Annotated in this window: 20 protein-coding genes; 9 read left to right on the top strand and 11 right to left on the bottom strand. The window is 68.9% G+C overall.

Going from position 1 to position 18,462, the window contains the following annotated elements:
* Nucleotides 1–51 precede the first annotated feature (51 nt).
* From ACFY9N_RS01035 to ACFY9N_RS01015, 5 genes are read right to left on the bottom strand one after another with little or no spacing between them, the layout of a single operon-like run.
* Entirely contained in the window at nucleotides 52–666 is a 615-nt protein-coding gene (locus ACFY9N_RS01035; protein WP_391476334.1) for a hypothetical protein, read from the bottom strand.
* Nucleotides 663–1,244, bottom strand: coding sequence for a DUF6286 domain-containing protein (locus ACFY9N_RS01030; RefSeq protein WP_391476333.1), 582 nt, complete (start codon nucleotides 1,242–1,244; stop codon nucleotides 663–665). The genes ACFY9N_RS01035 and ACFY9N_RS01030 overlap by 4 nt, the downstream gene beginning before the upstream one ends.
* Nucleotides 1,241–1,636: a hypothetical protein gene (locus tag ACFY9N_RS01025; protein WP_391476331.1), complete on the bottom strand. Its 396-nt coding sequence runs from the start codon at nucleotides 1,634–1,636 to the stop codon at nucleotides 1,241–1,243. Before ACFY9N_RS01025 ends, ACFY9N_RS01030 begins: the two co-directional genes overlap by 4 nt.
* Entirely contained in the window at nucleotides 1,636–1,824 is a 189-nt protein-coding gene (locus tag ACFY9N_RS01020) for a DUF2273 domain-containing protein (protein ID WP_391476329.1), read from the bottom strand. Before ACFY9N_RS01020 ends, ACFY9N_RS01025 begins: the two co-directional genes overlap by 1 nt.
* Nucleotides 1,821–2,345: an Asp23/Gls24 family envelope stress response protein gene (locus ACFY9N_RS01015; RefSeq protein WP_391476328.1), complete on the bottom strand. Its 525-nt coding sequence runs from the start codon at nucleotides 2,343–2,345 to the stop codon at nucleotides 1,821–1,823. Before ACFY9N_RS01015 ends, ACFY9N_RS01020 begins: the two co-directional genes overlap by 4 nt.
* Before the next feature lie 138 nt (nucleotides 2,346–2,483).
* Between ACFY9N_RS01015 and ACFY9N_RS01010 the strand changes: the two genes are divergently transcribed.
* From ACFY9N_RS01010 to ACFY9N_RS00990, 5 genes are all read left to right on the top strand, one after another.
* Nucleotides 2,484–3,056 (top strand): RNA polymerase sigma factor, encoded by a 573-nt coding sequence (locus ACFY9N_RS01010; RefSeq protein WP_391476326.1) that lies wholly within the window; start codon nucleotides 2,484–2,486, stop codon nucleotides 3,054–3,056.
* Nucleotides 3,053–3,640 carry an Asp23/Gls24 family envelope stress response protein gene (locus tag ACFY9N_RS01005; protein WP_391476325.1) on the top strand — a complete coding sequence of 196 codons (588 nt, stop codon included), beginning with the start codon at nucleotides 3,053–3,055 and terminating at the stop codon, nucleotides 3,638–3,640. The genes ACFY9N_RS01010 and ACFY9N_RS01005 overlap by 4 nt, the downstream gene beginning before the upstream one ends.
* Entirely contained in the window at nucleotides 3,637–3,960 is a 324-nt protein-coding gene (locus ACFY9N_RS01000; protein ID WP_391476323.1) for a hypothetical protein, read from the top strand. Before ACFY9N_RS01005 ends, ACFY9N_RS01000 begins: the two co-directional genes overlap by 4 nt.
* A gap of 298 nt (nucleotides 3,961–4,258) precedes the next feature.
* Complete coding sequence (locus ACFY9N_RS00995; RefSeq protein ID WP_391476322.1) at nucleotides 4,259–5,011, top strand: SDR family NAD(P)-dependent oxidoreductase; 753 nt, start codon at nucleotides 4,259–4,261, stop codon at nucleotides 5,009–5,011.
* Between the two features lie 290 nt (nucleotides 5,012–5,301).
* Nucleotides 5,302–10,755, top strand: a complete 5,454-nt coding sequence (locus tag ACFY9N_RS00990; RefSeq protein ID WP_391476321.1) for a GH92 family glycosyl hydrolase — start codon at nucleotides 5,302–5,304, stop codon at nucleotides 10,753–10,755.
* Nucleotides 10,756–11,008: 253 nt separating this feature from the next.
* Here the strand turns inward: ACFY9N_RS00990 and ACFY9N_RS00985 are convergent, their stop codons facing one another.
* From ACFY9N_RS00985 to ACFY9N_RS00970, 4 genes are all read right to left on the bottom strand, one after another.
* Nucleotides 11,009–12,202: an MFS transporter gene (locus ACFY9N_RS00985; RefSeq protein WP_391476319.1), complete on the bottom strand. Its 1,194-nt coding sequence runs from the start codon at nucleotides 12,200–12,202 to the stop codon at nucleotides 11,009–11,011.
* Between the two features lie 159 nt (nucleotides 12,203–12,361).
* The gene (locus ACFY9N_RS00980; RefSeq protein WP_391476318.1) at nucleotides 12,362–12,652 is read right to left on the bottom strand and encodes a hypothetical protein; all 291 of its coding nucleotides are present in this window, start codon (nucleotides 12,650–12,652) and stop codon (nucleotides 12,362–12,364) included.
* 1 nt (nucleotide 12,653) lies between these two features.
* Nucleotides 12,654–12,983 carry a hypothetical protein gene (locus tag ACFY9N_RS00975; RefSeq protein ID WP_391476317.1) on the bottom strand — a complete coding sequence of 110 codons (330 nt, stop codon included), beginning with the start codon at nucleotides 12,981–12,983 and terminating at the stop codon, nucleotides 12,654–12,656.
* An 82-nt stretch (nucleotides 12,984–13,065) separates the two neighbouring features.
* The gene (locus ACFY9N_RS00970) at nucleotides 13,066–13,509 is read right to left on the bottom strand and encodes a MarR family winged helix-turn-helix transcriptional regulator (RefSeq protein WP_391478431.1); all 444 of its coding nucleotides are present in this window, start codon (nucleotides 13,507–13,509) and stop codon (nucleotides 13,066–13,068) included.
* Nucleotides 13,510–13,635: 126 nt separating this feature from the next.
* On the opposite strand from ACFY9N_RS00970, the gene ACFY9N_RS00965 reads away from it, so the two are divergent.
* Nucleotides 13,636–13,875: a hypothetical protein gene (locus ACFY9N_RS00965; RefSeq protein ID WP_391476316.1), complete on the top strand. Its 240-nt coding sequence runs from the start codon at nucleotides 13,636–13,638 to the stop codon at nucleotides 13,873–13,875.
* A complete protein-coding gene (locus ACFY9N_RS00960) occupies nucleotides 13,875–14,441 on the top strand; it encodes a MarR family winged helix-turn-helix transcriptional regulator (RefSeq protein ID WP_391476314.1) in 567 nt (188 codons plus the stop codon). Before ACFY9N_RS00965 ends, ACFY9N_RS00960 begins: the two co-directional genes overlap by 1 nt.
* A gap of 14 nt (nucleotides 14,442–14,455) precedes the next feature.
* Here ACFY9N_RS00960 and ACFY9N_RS00955 read toward each other — a convergent pair whose 3' ends face one another.
* Together ACFY9N_RS00955 and ACFY9N_RS00950 are read right to left on the bottom strand one after the other, a co-directional pair.
* A complete protein-coding gene (locus ACFY9N_RS00955) occupies nucleotides 14,456–16,024 on the bottom strand; it encodes an MFS transporter (protein ID WP_391476313.1) in 1,569 nt (522 codons plus the stop codon).
* A gap of 160 nt (nucleotides 16,025–16,184) precedes the next feature.
* On the bottom strand, nucleotides 16,185–16,418 hold the full coding sequence (locus tag ACFY9N_RS00950) for a hypothetical protein (protein WP_391476312.1): 234 nt from the start codon (nucleotides 16,416–16,418) through the stop codon (nucleotides 16,185–16,187).
* A gap of 92 nt (nucleotides 16,419–16,510) precedes the next feature.
* Here ACFY9N_RS00950 and ACFY9N_RS00945 point away from each other — a divergent pair, with 92 nt between their 5' ends.
* Nucleotides 16,511–18,073, top strand: coding sequence for an SDR family oxidoreductase (locus tag ACFY9N_RS00945; protein ID WP_391476310.1), 1,563 nt, complete (start codon nucleotides 16,511–16,513; stop codon nucleotides 18,071–18,073).
* A gap of 107 nt (nucleotides 18,074–18,180) precedes the next feature.
* The gene (locus ACFY9N_RS00940) at nucleotides 18,181–18,453 is read left to right on the top strand and encodes a hypothetical protein (protein ID WP_391476309.1); all 273 of its coding nucleotides are present in this window, start codon (nucleotides 18,181–18,183) and stop codon (nucleotides 18,451–18,453) included.
* Nucleotides 18,454–18,462: the final 9 nt, after the last annotated feature.

Raw genomic sequence — 18,462 nt, 5'->3', positions numbered from 1 at the left:
GATCGCGACCGGTGATGAGTCTGTTCAGCCCGGGTCAGCGGGCGGATGCCGTCACGACAACCTCCGCCGATCGTGGGCGAGCCGCGCGCGGAGCCCCGTGTGGATCGAGACGTAGGCGGCGGTGTCGCGGCCGGTAAGGGTCGCGAGGTTCGTGAGCAACTGGTCGACGTGGTCGACGAGCTCCCGCGGATCGGTGTTCTGCCGCGGCGTGACCGACACGTGCAGCACCGGCTCCCGGCGGATGTCGTTCGCGGTGACGCTGGCCGAGAGGATCTCGTCGCGTCGCGCGAGCGAGTTCTTCACGGCATCCGACACGAACGATTCGGTGACCGTGACCCGCCCCAGCGCGTTCTGCGCGCCCGACGACCGGATCGCCGTCTTCGACCGCCGACCGATCACGCTGCCGAGCGCGAGGATCAGCAGCACGATCACCACGACGACCGCGGCGAGCGCGCCGATGCCGATCCACGAGGCTGCACCTCCGGCGATGCGTGTCGCGGCGCCCGCCTGGTCGAACCAGGACTCGGCGTTCCGACCCGCCTCCTTCCAGATCTCGGCAGCGGTGGGCCAGCTCGCGATCGCGATGCCGGCCGCACCGAGGGCGAGCAGCAGCAACCCGATCACGAGGAGGAGCACGCGATTCAGCGCACGATTGGTGGCGTTCACAGCTCGTCCTCCTTCTCGATGGGGCGCTCGATTCGCACGTGCGTGCGCACGGTGCGGGTCAGACGGTAGGTCTGCAGCTCGGCCTCGGCGGCCGACTGCACCTCGGCACGGTCGAGGGGGATGCCGGCACCCGGGCGCATCGTCACGTCGACGCTGCGGTGGCCGACGCCGACGGTGATGTCGTCGCGGGCGATACCGGTCTCTTCGGCGAGGTGCTGGGCGAGGGCGCTCGCGATCACGCCGTTGTCGACGACGATCGCGCGGTCCCCCGCTTCGAGGGTGTGCTTCGACAGCCGCCCCGGGGTCACCGCCAGCACGACGAAGAGGAGTCCGATCAGCGCGAGCACGACGCTGCCCGCGATCACGAGTCCGGCCGGGAAGGTCGGCAACCCGATCAGCCATCCGGCAGCAGCGCCCGGTCCGACCAGCAGCGCGGGCTGCGCGGCGAGACTCAACACGATCTCGAGGCCGACGTACGCGAGCGCCAGCACCAGCAGCACGACGGCGACGAACATCGCGACCGTGCGCGGCGAGTGCGTCTCGCGTCGGACGACGCGACGCAGAGCGGGAGTGCTCATCGCACACGCCTCCTTTCGGGGATGATGGCGCCGGTGATGGTGACGGCGATCCGGGTGACCTCGCGTCCGAAGACGCCGGTCAGGTTCTGTTGCAGCTGTTCCTGCAGCTCGCGGGCCCGTTCGAGCACCGGGGTGGTCGCCGCGATCGCCGCCGTGTCGGCGAGATCCGGCACGGGCAGCGGTGACGAGATGCGCAGGGCGAGACCCGCTCCGCGCTCGACGACATCGGCCTTCACGTCACCGCGGGAGACGCCGATCAGTGCGGCGGATGCCTGTTCCGCCACGGTCCGATAGACGCGCTCGCGCACCACGACGCGGCCGGCGACGGCCTCGCCACCGGTGGCCGGCCCGGTCGGGCCGGCACCGGTAGAGACGATCCGGTCGACGCGCATCAGGAGGTGCGCCGCCCCGTGAAGACGTCGGCGAGTCCGCGGACGTCGAGCTTGCCCGAGGCGATGCGCCCCACGAGTGCGCCGATCCCGACGAACACGGCCGTGAGGAGGAACCCCCAGAACCCGAACATCAGGGCGGCGAACGCGAGGAGGGCGCCGATCAGGGCACCGGTGGCGGTGGCGCTCATGAGACGCGCGACTCGTCGTGGTCGGTGGTGTCGTCGCCGGGCACGTGCACGTCATTGACCTCGACGTTGACCTCGACGACCTCGAGACCGACGAGGCGGGTGATCGCACCGGCCACGGCCGCGCGCACGTTGTTCGCGACATCCTGGATCGGCGCCGGGTACTCGACGACGATGGTGATGTCGGCGGCGGCCTGCGTCTCGCCGACCTCGACCTTGACGCCCTGCGCCAGGTCGGTGGCGTTGATCACATCGCGGATCGCACCGAAGGCGCGGGCTCCGCCGCCACCGAGCGCGTAGACACCGGCGACCTCGCGGGCGGCGATGCCGGCGACCTTGGCCACCACGCCTTCGGCGATGGTCGTCGTGCCGGCAGCATCCACATCCGCCGGGATGCGCGACGTCGAGAAACCGGCCGAACGGTCGACCCGGGGTGCGGGCACGGCCGGGGTGGAGGGCGTGCCGTTCGACAGCTCCTTCTCGGCGGGGGTGGCGACGGTGTTCTTCTGGTCCTGCGTTGCCATGACGAGTCCTATCTCTTCCGAGTTCCGGACGCAAGCCCTCGCCGGGCCGCACCGGGAGCGATTAGCGTCGCTCAAAAGTAAGAGCGACGGAACGTGGGATTCGTCACAAAAAACTTCTGAAGAAGTTTCGGAGGACCGATGGCACAGGCATCGGGAACGCCGGGCGGGCGCCTGGCAGCGGTCTCGGACCGCGTGCTCGTGCACCGCGCCGTCGACGGGGATTCGGCGGCGTTCCGCGAGATCGTGCGGCGCTACGCCGGATCGATGCGCGCCTACGTGTCACGGGTCGTCGGGTCGCTGAGCGAGGCCGACGACGTCGTACAGAACGCGCTCGTCACCGCCTGGCGGCAGCTCGACTCGCTGCGCGACCCGGATGCCGTGAAGTCGTGGCTCATGCGGATCGCCAGCCGCGAGGCCTTCGCGCACCTGCGCAAGCGCCCCTCGGATGCGTCGCTCACCGGCTACGATGCCCCTCATAACGAGAGCGTCCAACCCGAGCAGATCGCCATCCGCAACGCCCAGCTCGCGGCCCTGTCGCAAGCGCTGGACACACTTCCCGAAGACCAACGACGGTGCTGGTTGCTGCGACAGGTCGCAGAACTCAGCTACGCCGAGATTGCAGAGGAAATGGACACCTCACCCAGCACGGTCAGAGGACTCCTCTCCCGTGCCCGATCGAGCATCACGATCCAGATGGGAGGCTGGCGATGACCGCGCACGACCACGATGCCGCGCTCGACTGCGGCACGACCATCGACGAGCTCTCCGACTACCTCGACCGTGATCGCACGCCGGCAGACCCGCACATCGAGAGCTGCCCCGACTGCCTCAACGCCCTCGAGGCGCTGGAGCGCGTCGGTCGCCTCTCACGCGACCTCATCGATGCGGATGCCGCCGAACTCCCCGCCCCGCCGGAATCCTGGTTCGAGCGCATCTTCACCTCGATCCAGGAAGAGCTGCACGCCGGGCGCAGCCTGCCTATCAGCCACCCCGACCCGCGCGTGCAGATCACCGTGACCGAGGGTGCGGTGCGCGCGTTGCTGCGCGACAGCGGTGACGCGATCGACGGCGTCTTCGTCAGCCGCACCGAGATCGTCGGCGACGCCGAGACGCTCGGGGCGCCGGTCGAGATCAACCTCACGGCATCCGTGCGCTTCGGAACCTCCATCCAGAAGCTCACCGACGAGTTGCGCGAGGTGGCGTATGCCGCGCTCGCGAAGCACACCGACCTGAACGTCACCGCGGTCAACATCTCCGTCGAAGACATCCACACCGACAGCAAGGATGCGTCATGAGCCTCATCACCCCCGGCGAGCCCGCTGACCTCGCGCGCCACGTGCGCACCATCCCCGGCGTGACGAACGTCTTCACGGCCCGGCCCCTGCTCGCCCGCCTTCCGGAGGTCATCGCCGCGGCATCCGCCACCGACGCCGACGGCCCCGTCGCCGACGTGCTCGTCACGACCGACCGCGACGAGGTGACCACGGTGTCGACGCGCATCGCGACCTCGGTCGACGACAGCAGCGTCGACACCGCACGACGGGTCGCCGACACGCTCCTCGCGCACACCCCCGACACGGCCCGCATCCAGCTGCAGATCGCCCGCATCCGCTGAGGTGCCTCGTGCGGGACCCTTCGACAGGCTCAGGGACCCAGTGCTCTGAGCCGCGTGGGTCGCTGAGCCCACAACTGGGTCGCTGAGCCCACAACTGGGTCGCTGAGCCTGTCGAAGCGCCCCACCCCGCCCCGCCCGGGAGGAGAACTCCGTGATGGGAGGACGGATGCCGAACACCACCCAAAAACTCTATTCACGCGAATCCACCTGTCGCATTCGGGCGTAGGCTGAAGAGAAGGACGGACCGTCCCGAGAAGATCTCCCGGAAGCAGTGCCCGCCCGGGAAAGAAGCCCACTCATGGCTCAGTACGACGTTTCGGACCGCTCGGCGATCGTCACCGGAGCAGGCAGCGGAATCGGCAAGGCCACCGCCCTCCTCCTCGCGAAGAACGGCGCCGCGGTCGTCGTGAACGACTTGAACGCCGAGCACGCGAACGCGGTCGTCGAAGAGATCCGTGCCGCGGGCGGCGTCGCCGAGGCATCCGTCGGCGATGCGACCGACCCGGCCTGGATCGCCTCGTCGGTCGAACTCGCGAACTCCCTCGCCCCGCTGCGCATCGGCGTGAACAACGCGGGCATCGGCGGAGCATCCGCCCCCACCGCCGAGTACACCGACGAGGCCTGGGACAAGGTCATCTCGATCAACCTCAACGCCGTCTTCCGCAACATGAAGGCGCAGCTGCCCGCGATCCTCGCGAACGGCGGCGGTTCGGTCGTCAACATCGCGTCGATCCTCGGCAGCGTCGGCTTCGCGAACTCGCCCGCCTACGTCGCCGCCAAGCACGCCGTCGTCGGCATGACGAAGTCGGCCGCGCTCGAGTACTCGGCGCAGGGCGTGCGCGTGAACTCGGTCGGCCCCGGCTTCATCGACACCCCGCTGCTCGCCACCATGGGCGAAGAGGCGAAGGCATACCTCGTGAGCAAGCACCCGATCGGCCGCCTCGGCCAGGCCGACGAGGTCGCGAACCTCATCGCCTTCCTCGCCAGCGACGCCGCCAGCTTCGTCACCGGCAGCTACCACCTCGTCGACGGCGGCTACACCGCCCAGTAACGGACGGATGCCGCGGGGCGAGCTGCTTCGACAGGCTCAGCAACCCAGTTTCTGGGGCTCAGCAAAGCACTTGTTCGACCGGGTCCCAGTTGAGTGACTGGGTCCGTGAGCCTGTCGAAGGGCCCACCCCGCGCACCTCCACCCCAAACGTTCACCTTTTGTTGGACATCCCGTCCAGAAACCTCCATAGTGTTCCTGACAGCGTTGTCAGATATGTGGGCAACGCCTCCCCACCCACCACACGGAGGTAATCCATGCCCCCCATGCGTTCGGCCGCCCCCGGCCGACACATGAGAAGGCGCCGTGCGGCCCTCGCCGCCGGAGTCATCACCGCCCTCACGGCGTCGTCCGTCCTCGTGACGCCCGCCGCCTACGCCGAAGAGGTCTCGACCCTCACCCCGTTCGAGGCCGTCGACCAGTTCATCGGCACCGAGATGAACGACCAGAACACCGCCCGCGGCAACGACCACTACGGCAACACCTACCCCGGCGCGACCGTGCCGTTCGGCATGGTGCAGTCGAGCCCGACCACCTTCGAGACCGGCAACGGCCAGCAGTACGGCGGCTACGAGTACAACGCCGATCAGCTCCGCGGCTTCGGCATGACCCGCCTCTCGGGCACCGGATGCCGGTCGAACTTCGGTGGCTTCGACTTCCCGGTCATCCCCTTCACCGGCGCCCTGAGCGACGGCGCCCTGCCGAGCAACCCGGCGAGCGCGATCGGCGAGTACTTCCTCGACTTCGACCACGCGAACGAAGAGACCGAGCCCGGGTACTACTCCATCGGCCTCGAGAACGTGCAGGCCGAGCTCACCAGCACGACCCGCACCGCGGTGAGCCGCTACTCGTTCGACGCCGCAGCCGAGACCTCGACGCTGCTGTTCGAAGCCGGCGGGTCGAACAACCAGGTGCACGCCTCCGACATCGCCTTCGACCCGGCGACGGGTGAGCTCTCCGGCTCGGTCAAGGCGAACATCGTCTGCAACGGCGGCTCGCAGTACACCGCCTACTTCTCGGCGACCTTCGACCAGCCGGTCGAGTCGTTCGGCACCTGGACGCCGGCAGGCGTGCAGGCGGGTGGCACCGACGCATCCGCCGCCACCAAGCACGGCGCCGGCGCCTACCTGACCTTCGCCGACGGCGCCGACGTCACGGCCAAGATCGGCCTGAGCTACGTCTCGGTCGACGGCGCCCGCGCGAACGCGCAGGCCGAGACCGCGGCCCTCGACTTCGACCAGACCCGCGCCCAGGCGCGCGCGACGTGGGAAGAGGCCCTCGGGTCGATCGATGCGACCGGCGGCACCGACCGCGACCGCATCACCTTCTACACCTCGCTCTACCACTCGCTGCTGCACCCGAACACGTTCCAGGACGTCGACGGCACCTACACCGGCTACGACGGTCAGCTGCACCAGGTCGAGGAGGGTCGCGACTTCTACGTGAACTTCTCGGGCTGGGACACCTACCGTGGCCAGTCGCAGCTCGTGGCCCTGCTCTTCCCGAACCGCGCGAGCGACATCAACCAGTCGATCGTCGACATGGTGACGCAGTCGGGCAAGTGGACGAGCTGGCCGACCTACAACCAGATCCAGACGAAGATGAGCGGCGACTCGTTGCAGAACATCGTCGCGGCGACGGATGACTTCGGCTCGACCGACTACGACCGCGCGAAGGCTCTCGAGACCATGCTCGCGACGCAGACGCTGCCGATGACGAACACCGGACGATCGGATGCCGTGATGTACGGCATCCACGGATGGATCGACGGAGACAAGCAGGGCGCCGCGACCTCGCGCACGATCGAGTACACGACGAACGACTTCGCGATCGCGCAGCTCGCGAAGCGCCTCGGGGACGAGGCGGCGTACGAGCAGTTCTCGACCCGTTCGCAGAACTGGAAGAACATCTTCAACACGGCCACCGGGCACATCGACGCCCGCAACCGCAACGGCTTCCTGAACACCTCGCTCACCACCCAGGGCGCGCAGTTCGAGCAGTCGACCGGCTACCAGTACGGCTTCAACGTGGCGCACAACATGGCCGAGCTCATCGACCTGCGCGGCGGGGAGGACGCCGCGACCGAGCAGCTCGACCACATCCTGCGCGACCTCGACGCGGGCGCGTTCAGCGACGCGGCGTACATCGCCAATCAGCCCAGCTTCGGCCTCCCCTGGGTGTACAACTGGCTGCAGGCTCCGCACAAGACGACCGAGACGCTGTACCGCGCGGCCGACGAGCTCTTCACGACCGACCCGGACGGCCTGTTCGGCAACGACGACCTCGGCTCGTTCAGCGCCTGGTACGTCTGGGCCAACATCGGTCTGATGCCCGCGATCTGGGGCACCGCCGACCTGCTGGTCTCGGCGCCGATGTTCGAGCACATCGAGATCACCTCGATCGGCTCCGACCGCACCATCACGATCGACGCACCCGGCGCCGGCGACGACCGTCGCTATACGACGGGCCTGTCGGTGAACGGTCAGGCGCAGACCGCGTCGTGGCTGCCCGCCGACTTCGCGCGCTCGGGCGGCACGCTCGACTTCACGATGGGCGCGACGGCCGGAACGTGGGGCACCGGCGAGGGCGACGTGCCCCCGTCGTTCCGCGACGGCAGCGACAGCCGCAACTCGGTCGGCATCACGTCCGACGGCGCGGTGAACATGGGTGGGCTGGATGCCGGTGGCATCGGTCTCTCGCGTGAAGACCTCGCGGCGGCCGGCGTCACGGGCGGGGCGAAGCTCCCGCTCGGCGAGACCGGTGTCGAATTCACGTGGCCCGACACGGTGGCCGGCGAGGTCGACCACTGGATCCCGAACGGCCAGGTCCTCGACTTCGGCGACGTCTCGGCATCCGGGATCTCGTTCCTGGGTCTCGCGACCAACGGACCGTCGCGCGGCACCGCTCTCGTGACGTACTCCGACGGCACGACCAAGAAGGTCGACGTGCGTCTCACCGACTGGACGAACACGGGCGCCGAGCCCGGCAACATCCGCCTGGTGCCGCTCACGAAGCGCAACACGCTCAGCGGTGGCTCCGACACCGCCAAGCCGAACCTCTTCGCGACGGCGGTCGTTCCGCTCGACCCGAAGAAGCAGGTCGCGAGCGTCACCCTGCCGAACGACGTGTCGAAGGGCATCATGCACGTCTTCGACGTCGCCCTGCGCCCGGTCGACACGACCGAGCCCGGCGAGCCCGCGCTTCCCGTGCGTCCCGACGCGCAGGAGCCCACCGAGCCGACCGTGCAGGCACCGATCGAGATCGACGGCACCGCGGTCACGAGCGCCGACACCGTGTGGCGCTTCCACGACACGGCCGACGACCCCGCCGCGGGCCTTCCGACCCACACCGGCTGGACCGCCGCCGACTACGACGACTCGTCGTGGAAGACCGGCACCGTCAGCTTCGGGGCGAAGGGCGGCGCGATCGGCGACCTGGGGGGCGGCTACACGCCGAACACCCTCGTCACCCAGTACAAGGCGGGCACCACCAACACGGAGGCGTTCTTCTTCCGCACGACGTTCGACATCGACGCCGCTGATCTCGCGCAGATCACGCAGCTGAACGGCGAGCTGGCCTACGACGACGCCGCGCGCGTCTACGTCAACGGCACGCTCGTCGGTGGCTTCGCGGATGCACGCATCGGCAACGGCCCGAGCAACATGGTCTACGCCGGAGACAACGGCACGGCTCCGCTGACCGGTGCGTTCACGGTTCCGGCATCCGTCCTGCAGGCGGGCACGAACACGATCACGGTGCAGGTGCACAACACCAACGCCACGAGCTCCGACGTGTTCATGCAGCTGAAGTCGCTCACCATCGCCGCCGAGGGTGCTCCCGCCGCGATCTCCGACGTGCTCCTGCACGTCGGATCCGACGAGACGCAGCGCAACCTGACGTTCTACACCGACCGTCAGATCGCCGCGCAGGTGCAGGTCGCACCGGCATCCGCTCGTACCGGCGCCGGGTTCCCGGTCGCCGAGGCGCGCACGATCGATGCCACCACCGCGCAGGCGCGCGACGGTCGCTACTCGAACCAGGTCATCATCGACGGCCTGGCCGAGGAGACCTCGTACCTGTACCGGGTCGGCAACGACGAGATGGGATGGTCGCGCTCGTACGAGCTGTGGACCGGCACGTTCGACGAGTCGTACAGCTTCGTCTACCTGACGGACGCGCAGATCGGTGCGTCGGGCAGCTGGCAGAACGACCGCGACCGCTGGGCCGCATCGCTCACCCAGATCGACCAGTACGAGAAGGATGCCTCGATGATCGTGAGCGGTGGTGACCAGATCGAGACGCACCGTTCCGAAGACGAGTACGCCTCGCTGATCGCCCCCGAGTTGCTCAAGCAGGTGCCCTTCACGGCGACCATCGGTAACCATGACAACCAGTCCGACCAGTTCAACTCGCACTTCTTCACCCCGAACCGCTCCGAGATCCACGGGTACGAGGGCATCGACGGGCGTGCAGGCGGCGACTACTGGTACACCTACAACGGCGTGCTCTACCTCAACATCAACACCAACGCGCGCAGCGCGAACGAGGAGGACCACGCGGCCTTCCTGCGTCAGGTGGTCGAGGAGCAGGGCGCCGAGGCGAACTGGATCGTCGTGGTCATGCACCACTCGCTGTACTCCGCCGCGTTCCACTCCGTGGAGCAGGACGTCAAGGAGCGCCGTGCGGCCCTCGCACCGGTGTTCAGCGAACTCGGTGTCGACCTGGTGCTCGCCGGTCACGACCACATCTATACGCGCAGCTACCTCATGGACGGCACGACGCCGGCCGGAGACCTCGAGGCGCAGGAGAAGTCGGGCGTGACCCTCGCGGCCGAGGAGGGGCAGGTGCTGTACGTGACCGGCAACTCCTCGAGCGGCAGCAAGTTCTACGGTCTCGACGCGTCGTCTCCCGAGGCGGCCATCAAGGACCAGTCGAACCAGCCGCAGTACACCGACGTCGATGTGACGCCCGAGGCGATCACCCTCACGACCTATCAGACGATGGATCGCAAGGTGATCGACGAGGTCACGCTCACCCGCACGGCCGACGACGAGAAGGGTCCGGAGTTCGCGGGCCTGCCCGCCGAGTCCGAGGTGGCGCAGGGTCAGCCGTTCGAGCCGCTCGCGGGCGTCTCGGCGACCGACGAGATCGACGGCGACGTGACGTCGGCCATCACGGTCGAGGGCACGGTCGACACCACGAAGCCCGGTGTCTACACGCTCACCTACCGGGTGACCGACCTGGCCGGCAACGAGACGGTCGTCGAGCGGACGGTGACCGTGACCGCGGTCGAGCCGACGTTCGGCGGCGTCCCGCCGACCCGCACCGTCGTCGAGGGCGAGGAGTTCGACGAGCTCGCCGGAGTCTCGGCGAAGGACGCGAACGGCGTCGACCTCACCGACCGGATCGAGGTCGAGCTCGTGCAGACGGAAGCCCTGGCGCGCATGGTCGCACCGTCGGCGGGCGCGTACACGCTCGTCTACACGGTGACCGACGACTACGGCACGACGGCGACCGCGCAGAGCATCGTCACGGTGGCGCCGCAGGCCGACCCGACCGACCCCGGCACGGGCGGCGGCGGGGCCGTCACCCCGGGCGACGGGACGGATGCCGGTGACGGCACCGGTTCCGACGAGGGCACGCTGCCCGCGACGGGCGGCGAGGCATCGCTGCTCTGGATGCTCGGCATCCTGGCACTGCTCGCCGGCGCGGGGCTGATGATCCGTCGCCGAGGCGCGCAGGTCTGAGTGCACGGAGAGGGGCCCGCAGGTTCGCCAGCGGGCCCCTCTCCCGTGCGTGGCCCCGCCCCGGACACTGGGGGTTCCTGAGCCCGTCGAAGGGCCCCACCGCGCACCAGCGGAGGAGATCTCACGTAACGCAGGAGCGGATGCCGCGAACTCTCCTGAGTTAGGCGAGATCTCCTCCGCGTGGGGGTGCTTCGAGCCCCGCCCCAGAAACTGGGTCCCTGAGCCCGTCGAAGGGCCCCGCCCCGAGACACCCCTACCGAATGCGGCGCCCCTCCAACGCACCAGCCAGCACGACCGCGACGAGAGCGGCGACCGGCGCAACGACGAGCCCTACGCGCAGCCCCTCGGTCTCGGCGAGGAATCCGATGAACGGCGGTGACAGCAGGAACCCGAGTCGCAGCAACCACGACACCACCGTGAGCCCTGCGCCCGGGCGCAGCCCCGGGAGTTCGTCGGCGGCGTGCATTGCCGCCGGGATGAGCGTCGCGATCCCGAACCCGACGGCCGCGAACCCGGCGATCGTTCCGGGCACGCTCGGGAACAGGAGCGCAACTGTCATCCCGGTTGCCGCGATGAGGCCGCCGGCTCGGGCGACCGCGCGCTGCCCGAAGCGATCGGTCAGGGGGTCGCCCAGCATCCGTCCGATGAACTGCGCGCCGACGAGCGCGATGAATCCGAGGGGCGCGATGGCGGCCGCTGCCCCGAGTTCCTGGCCGATGTACAGCGTCGCCCAGGTGTTGCCGACGTCTTCGGCGACTGCCCCGGCCATGGCGATGAGGGTGAGCGCGACGAGCATCAGCAGGGTGCGCGCCGACGGGCGACCTCGGACGATTGCGAATGCTCCGTTCGGTGCGGCGTCGGCGGATTCGTCGTCACGACCGGGCAGGCAGAAGCGCAGCGCGATCAGGGCGACGGTCGCGAACACCGCGGTCGAGATGCCGAGATGGATCCCCACCGGGAGCCGCAGCGCGATCGCGCCGGCCGCCATGACACCGCCGATGACTGCTCCGATCGACCAGATCGCATGGAAGGAGTTGATGATCGAGCGTCCGTAACGCCGTTGCACACGCAGTCCGTGCGCGTTCTGGGCGACGTCGGTGATCGCATCGGATGCCCCGCCCAAGAAGAGCGCGACCGCGAACAGCGCGCCCGACGGTGCGAGCGCGGCGGAGAGCAGACCGAGGCTCGTGAGCACGGTGCCGATCACGGCCACCCGCGCGGACCCGGCTCGACGGATGAGCACGGCCGCGGCGAGACCGGCAACGATCGCGCCGGCCGGGAACGCGGCGACGCTGATCCCGTAGCCGAGGTTGTCGAGTCCGAGCGCGGCCTTGATCTCGGGGTACCGCGGCAGGATGTTCGCGAAGAGTGCGCCGTTGGTCAGGAACAGTGCCGACACGGCGAGACGTGCGCGCCGCGTGGTGCGGTCGGGGCGGTCGTTTCTCATCACCACGACGCTATCGTCGCGCCACGGGGGGATGCGTCGACAGGCCCAGCAACCCAGCCGCTCGACCGGGTCCCTCGCGGGGGATGCTTCGACAGGCTCAGCAACCCAGGTGCGCGACTGGGTCCCTGAGCCTGTCGAAGGGCCCCACCCCGCGAAACCTCAGTGCGTCAGCTCGCCCGCCGCCGGAAGAGCGGATGCCGCGACCACGGCCGACTTGGCCGCTTCGAGCTCGTCGAACCACCCGACGTGCTCCGAGGTCGCACCGAACGCGTGGTACCCGGGCTCGGGGTCGGCGGCCTTGACCGATCCGAGGAACACTCCCCGCTCGTTGCCGACGTGGAACCCGCGCTCGACCTCGACCCACAGGCCGCGAGGAGGACGGGCGAGCGTGAAGCGGCGCCGCGGCTGCGCGAGCGACGCGCGCGACGCCTTGCGATCTCGACCGGGCATGTCAGGCGCTCACAGCCTGGAGTTCGCGGGCCTGCTCGAGCGACTCGGTGTACTCGTCGCGCGAGAGGTCGAGGCCGTTCGCCGAGTTCGCGGCCTCCATCATCTTCGCGAGCAGCGGACGGTGCAGCTGCGGGTCACCCTCGAACGAGAACCGGAGGGGGATGGACGCGTGCACCCAGAGGGTCTGCACCGATCCGTCGCAGGTGGGGACAGTGAGCGCGAACGACTCGTTGCGTCTCAGCTTCGTGACCGTCACGGCGCGCAAGTGCACGAGCAATGCGTCCGCGACTTCGATCGCTGCGTCGGTGTTGCCGTAGGTCAGATGTCCCATGCTGCTCTCCTCGTAATCGAGACTGCGTGGGATTTACTTTACTAGGTTACCTAGTTACTTTGCCAACTCGGATTTACCGGTTCTACGTCAGATCCGAGATCTCTTCGGTCAAACGGCGAAGGAAACGAGCCACCGTCTCGGTCTGCTCGGGCGTGAACTCGCTCGAGATCGATTCGATGCGCTGCGTGAGCTCGTCGGCCGGAGAGTTGAGGTCGCGCAGCGACGGCCGGAGGACCTTCGACCGAGCGTCCGCCGGATGCGCAGCGACGACGATCTGCCCGCGTTCCTGCAGGCGGCGGATCACGCTGGTGATCGCGGCCGTGCTCACGCTGAGGTGCGCAGCGAGGTCGCCGGGCGTCACCGGAGCGTCGGTGGGAGCATCCGTGATGAATCGCATCGCGACGCGATCGGTGTCGTTCGGCTCGCGCTTGGCCGCCTGACGCCGGGCGAGCTGCGCATCGACACGACGGAACTCGTCGACGCAGTGCACCAGCACCGACGTGATCGTGGCCGTCTCGTTCATCATGTTCGTCACCCCCTGACACCTCCATGCTACAAGACACCCAGGTAACAAGGTGGGCTAGCGATTTTCAATGGCCGATCAGGGGTGTTCCGGGTGAGAGGATGGAATACCGCCACTGGAAGGGACCCCATGGCCGACCGATTCACGCTCGACGAGGCGGGATACATCCTGTATTCCGAGATGCTCGAGCGCCTGCGCGAGCGCTTCCCCACCGTGCCCCTATGGCGGCTCGAGCAGATCGCCGCCGCCGAGAACGACGCGATCACCGGTGGGCTCCTGCGCATCGTTCCCGCAGAGGTCGAGACCGGCGTGATCGAGATGCTGGAGAGCGAGCAGACGATCGCGGGCGACGACGAGGTGGTGGCGTGATGGAGAACTCCGAAGAATTCGGCCGCTCCGGCTACTGGTACCCCGACGCCGACTCCGCCAGCACGGTCGACGTGCTCAACCTGCTGCGCCGCTACCGCTCCGCCGAGACCGCGATGCGCGCACGCACCCGCGCGTCGATGCGCATGAACGAGACCGATCTGGTCGCCCTGCGCTTCCTGCTGCGCGAGCAGCGCGCCGGCCGCATCGTGCGCTCCATCGACATCGCCCGCATGCTGCAGATCTCCACGGCATCCACCACCACCCTCATCGACCGCCTCGAGAAGGGCGGCCACGTCCGTCGTGAGGCGCACCCGACCGACCGTCGCGCCGGCATCGTGGTTCCGACCGTGAGCAGCGACGACGAGGTGCGCCAGACGTTGGGCGCGATGCACCGACGGATGCTGTCGCTCGTCGACGAGATGTCCGACAAGGAGCGCGCGGTGGTCACTCGCTTCCTCGCCGGCATGACGTCGGCGATCGAAGAGGCCGCCGATCTCGACCAGGAGCTGCGCGACGTGATCCGCGATCACGAAGAGGCGCAGGAAGAGGGAGCGGCGGGCGAGTAGCCGCCCGCCCCGCCTCAGACCTTCTCGGGTTCGGCCGGTTCGGCAGGCTCGGCCCCGTCAGCATCCGCCGCCTGCTCCACCCGCTCAGGGAAGAGCTCGTCGAGATCGAGGTCGGGGTTGTCGTCCTGCCCCTCGACGAGAGCGATCGCCTCCTCCTCGGTCTGCACGCTCGGCATCGCCCCCGGAAGCGGGCGCCGTGCCGACTCCTTGAGCACCACCACCGCGACGAACCCGGCGATCGACGTGCCGATCACGTAGAACGCGGGCGCCAGCGACGAGCCCGTCATCTGCACGAGCGCTTCCATCACGACCGGCGCGGTACCGGCGAAGAGTGCCACGGCGAGGTTGTACGAAATGCCCATGCCGCCGTAGCGCGACGACGTCGGGAAGAGGGCCGGCAGCGACGAGGCGAGGTTGGCGACGTAGAACGTCACCGGGAACGCGAGCAGTACGAGCCCGAGTACGGTCGACCAGATCGCGCCGTGCATCATGAACAGGAACGCGGGCACCGCGAGCACGATCGCCGAGACCGAGCCGATGAACAGCACCTTCTTGCGGCCGATGCGATCGGAGAGACGCCCCGTGAGCGGGATGCAGAGGGCCATCGCCACGAGCACCGGCAGGGTCAGCAGCGTGCCGTGCACCTCGTCGTAGCCAAGGGTTCCGGTGAGATACGTCGGCATGTACGAGGTGAGCGCGTAGCCGACGGTGTTCGCCGCGGCGACGAGCACGAACGCCGTGAGCAGTTCGCGCCAGTACGCGCGGATGAGGGCGATGACGCCCTTGGGGGCGTCGGCCGCCGCCTGCGCCTCGTCGGCGGCGCGGGCCGCGGCATCCTGCGCCTCCTGGAAGGCGGGCGTGTCTTCGATCTTGAGCCGGAAGTAGATGGCGATGAGTCCGAGCGGCAGCGCCACCAGGAACGGGATGCGCCAAGCGAAGCCCTGCATGACGTCGGCCGACAGCGTGAGCTGGAGGATCGAGACGAACGCGGCACCGATCGCGAAGCCCATGTACGAGCCGAGGTCGAGCAGCGAGGCGTAGAACCCGCGGCGCTTGTCAGGCGCGTACTCGGTGATGAAGGTGGTCGCACCGGCATACTCGCCGCCCGTCGAGAAGCCCTGGGCGAGCTTGAGCACGATCAGCAGGATCGGCGCCCAGACGCCGATGACCGAGAAATCCGGTAGCACGCCGATGAGGAACGTCGCGGCGGCCATCATGATCAGCGTGAACGCGAGCACGCGCTGGCGACCCATCCGATCACCGAGCTGGCCGAGCACGATGCCGCCGAGCGGGCGGGCGACGAACGTCACGGCGAACACACCGAGCGAGAAGAGCGACTGCGCCCCGGGTTCGGCATCCGGCAGGAACGCCCGCCCGATGATCACCGCCAGGTAGCCGTAGACGCCGATGTCGTACCACTCCATGAGGTTGCCGACTACGGTACCGGCGACCGCGCGACGGAGCATGGGGCGGTCGACCACCGTCACGTCGTCGACCGTGAGGCGTCGCGGCTCAGTGGGCGCGGGGCGGAACCTGCGCCACAGCCGCTGCCAGAGGGATTCGCTCTTCACGGGATCGGACATGTCGTTCTCACTTTCTGCACCCGGAGGTGCGGCGCCCGGGGCAGGATGCCGGGGGCAGGTGTCGGGGAGGCGATACCCCATCGCCTCCCCGAACTCTCACTGCGCACTCCTCATCGAGAGCGGCCGCGGTGGGTCACCGCGGAATCGATGGGTTCTCGTCTCAGCTCGCGACCGACAGCAGGTCGGCGACCAGCGGGAGCGAGCCGGCGGCGACGAGCGCGATGAGACCTACGATGCCCGCGCTCTGCCACAGCGGCGTCGTGCGGCGGGGGGATTTCGCGATGCCCGAGTATCTGCCGACGGCCGTTCGGGCTGAGACGGGCGTGAGGTCGATGGGCTGCGCGCGGGCGCGGTGATCGAGCTTTGTGACGGCGTTCTCCGCACTGCGGGACATGATGACCACTCTCCTCCGCCGAAAGATTACTAGATTGACTAGTGAAGCGCCAGCCTAGTGAAGTACCGGCCCGTCCGACCTACGCTCGACGCATGACCGAACTCACGCAGCCCACCGGACGTGAAGACGACCTTCGCGCGACCCCCCGCGACGACGGCAGCGCCCCCGTCGCGCTGGTGCTCGGCGCCACCGGTTACATCGGCGGACGCCTGACACCGCGCCTGCTGAACGCCGGGTACCGGGTGCGGGTGCTGGCCAGAGACGCGGCGCGCGCGGCATCCTTCCCCTGGGGTGCCGACTGCGAGATCGTCGAGGGCTCGGCCGACGATGCGGATGCCGTCGCCGAGGCCATGCGCGACGTCGACGTCGTCTACTACCTGATCCACTCGATGGGGGCGGGCAAGGGCTTCGAAGAGGCCGACGAGCGCGCGGCGCAGACGGTGGCGGATGCCGCGGCGAAGGCCGGAGCGCGCCGCATCGTCTACCTCGGCGGGCTGCATCCCGACGACGTGAAGCTGTCGCCGCACCTGCGCTCGCGCGTGCGGGTGGGTGAGGTGTTCCTCGAATCCGGAGTGCCCACACTCGTGCTGCAGGCCGGTGTCGTGATCGGGTCGGGATCGGCGTCGTTCGAGATGATCCGCCACCTCACCGAGGTGCTGCCGTACATGCCCGCCCCGAAGTGGGTGCGCAATCACATCCAGCCGATCGCGATCCGTGACGTGCTGCACTACCTGCTCGGCGCGGCGCGGGTCGATTCGAGTGTGAACCGTGCGGTCGACATCGGTGGGCCCGACGTGCTGCGGTACGGGCAGATGATGAACGGCTACGCGGTCGAAGCCGGACTCCCCCAGCGCGCGATCGCCGCCCTGCCCGTGCTCACCCCGGGCCTCGCCTCGCATTGGGTGAACCTGGTGACGCCGGTGCCACGCTCGATCGCTCGGCCGCTCGTCGCCTCGCTGCAGAACGAGTGCGTCGTGAAGAACCACGACGTCGACGAGCTGATCCCGCGGCCCTCTGGCGGGCTGACGCCGTATCGTCGGGCCGTCGCGCTCGCGATCGGGCGCACGGATGCCGACACGATCGAGACCAGTTGGCAGGACTCCGAGGTCTCGGGCGCTCCGAGCGATCCGCTGCCGAGCGACCCCGACTGGGCCGGCCGGACGGTGTTCACCGATGCCCGGTCGCTCGAGACGAAGGCATCCGTCGACCAGTTGTGGCGCGTGATCGAGGGCATCGGCGGCACCAACGGGTGGTACTCGTCGCCGTTCCTGTGGGCCGTGCGCGGGTGGATGGACCGCCTCGTCGGCGGCGTCGGCCTGCGCCGCGGGCGCCGCAGCCGCACCGAAGCGCGGGTCGGCGACGCGATCGACTTCTGGCGCGTCGAGGCCGTCGAGGAGCCGGGGGTCGAGACGGATGCCTCGGATGCCGGTGGCGGTCTGCTGCGGCTGCGCGCCGAGATGAAGGTGCCGGGATCGGCGTGGCTCGAGCTGCGGGCACTGCCGCACGGCGCGGGGGCTCGGTACGAGCAGCGCGCGGTGTTCTTCCCACGTGGGCTCGGTGGGCGCCTGTACTGGTTCGCGGTGCTGCCGTTCCACGGCGCGATCTTCGCCGGCATGGCCGCCCGCATCACCGGCGCGGCCGAGGGTGCGAAGTAGCCTTTGGCTTTCGAATCGCTCACTTTGCAGAAATCCGGCCGGAGAAACGACGAAGTGAGCGATTCGAAACGGGAGGGGCGGCGGCATCCGCCTGGATAGGCTCGGGGATGACCGACGCCGAGCCCAACCCGTACCGTCACCTCATCGCCCTGGCGGCCGGAATCGCGGCGCTGATCGTGTTCCTCACGTTCACGAGCGGTGTCGTCGGGTATCTCGTGTCGATCGTCGTCGCCGGGGTGGCCGTGTTCGTCGGGCACCGCGCCGTGCGTCACCGCGGACGGATGCTGCTCGCCGCGATCCTCGGCCTCGTGCTCAGCTACTTCGTACTACTGACCTCGGTCGGCCTGTTGGTCGTGCGCCTGACGCGCCTGTTCGGCTAGGTTTTCGCG

This window comes from Microbacterium sp. NPDC008134, from assembly GCF_042957055.1.
GTDB lineage: Bacteria > Actinomycetota > Actinomycetes > Actinomycetales > Microbacteriaceae > Microbacterium.
The sequence above is the reverse complement of the archived record's forward strand: the minus strand, read 5'-3'. Positions and strand labels throughout refer to the sequence as shown.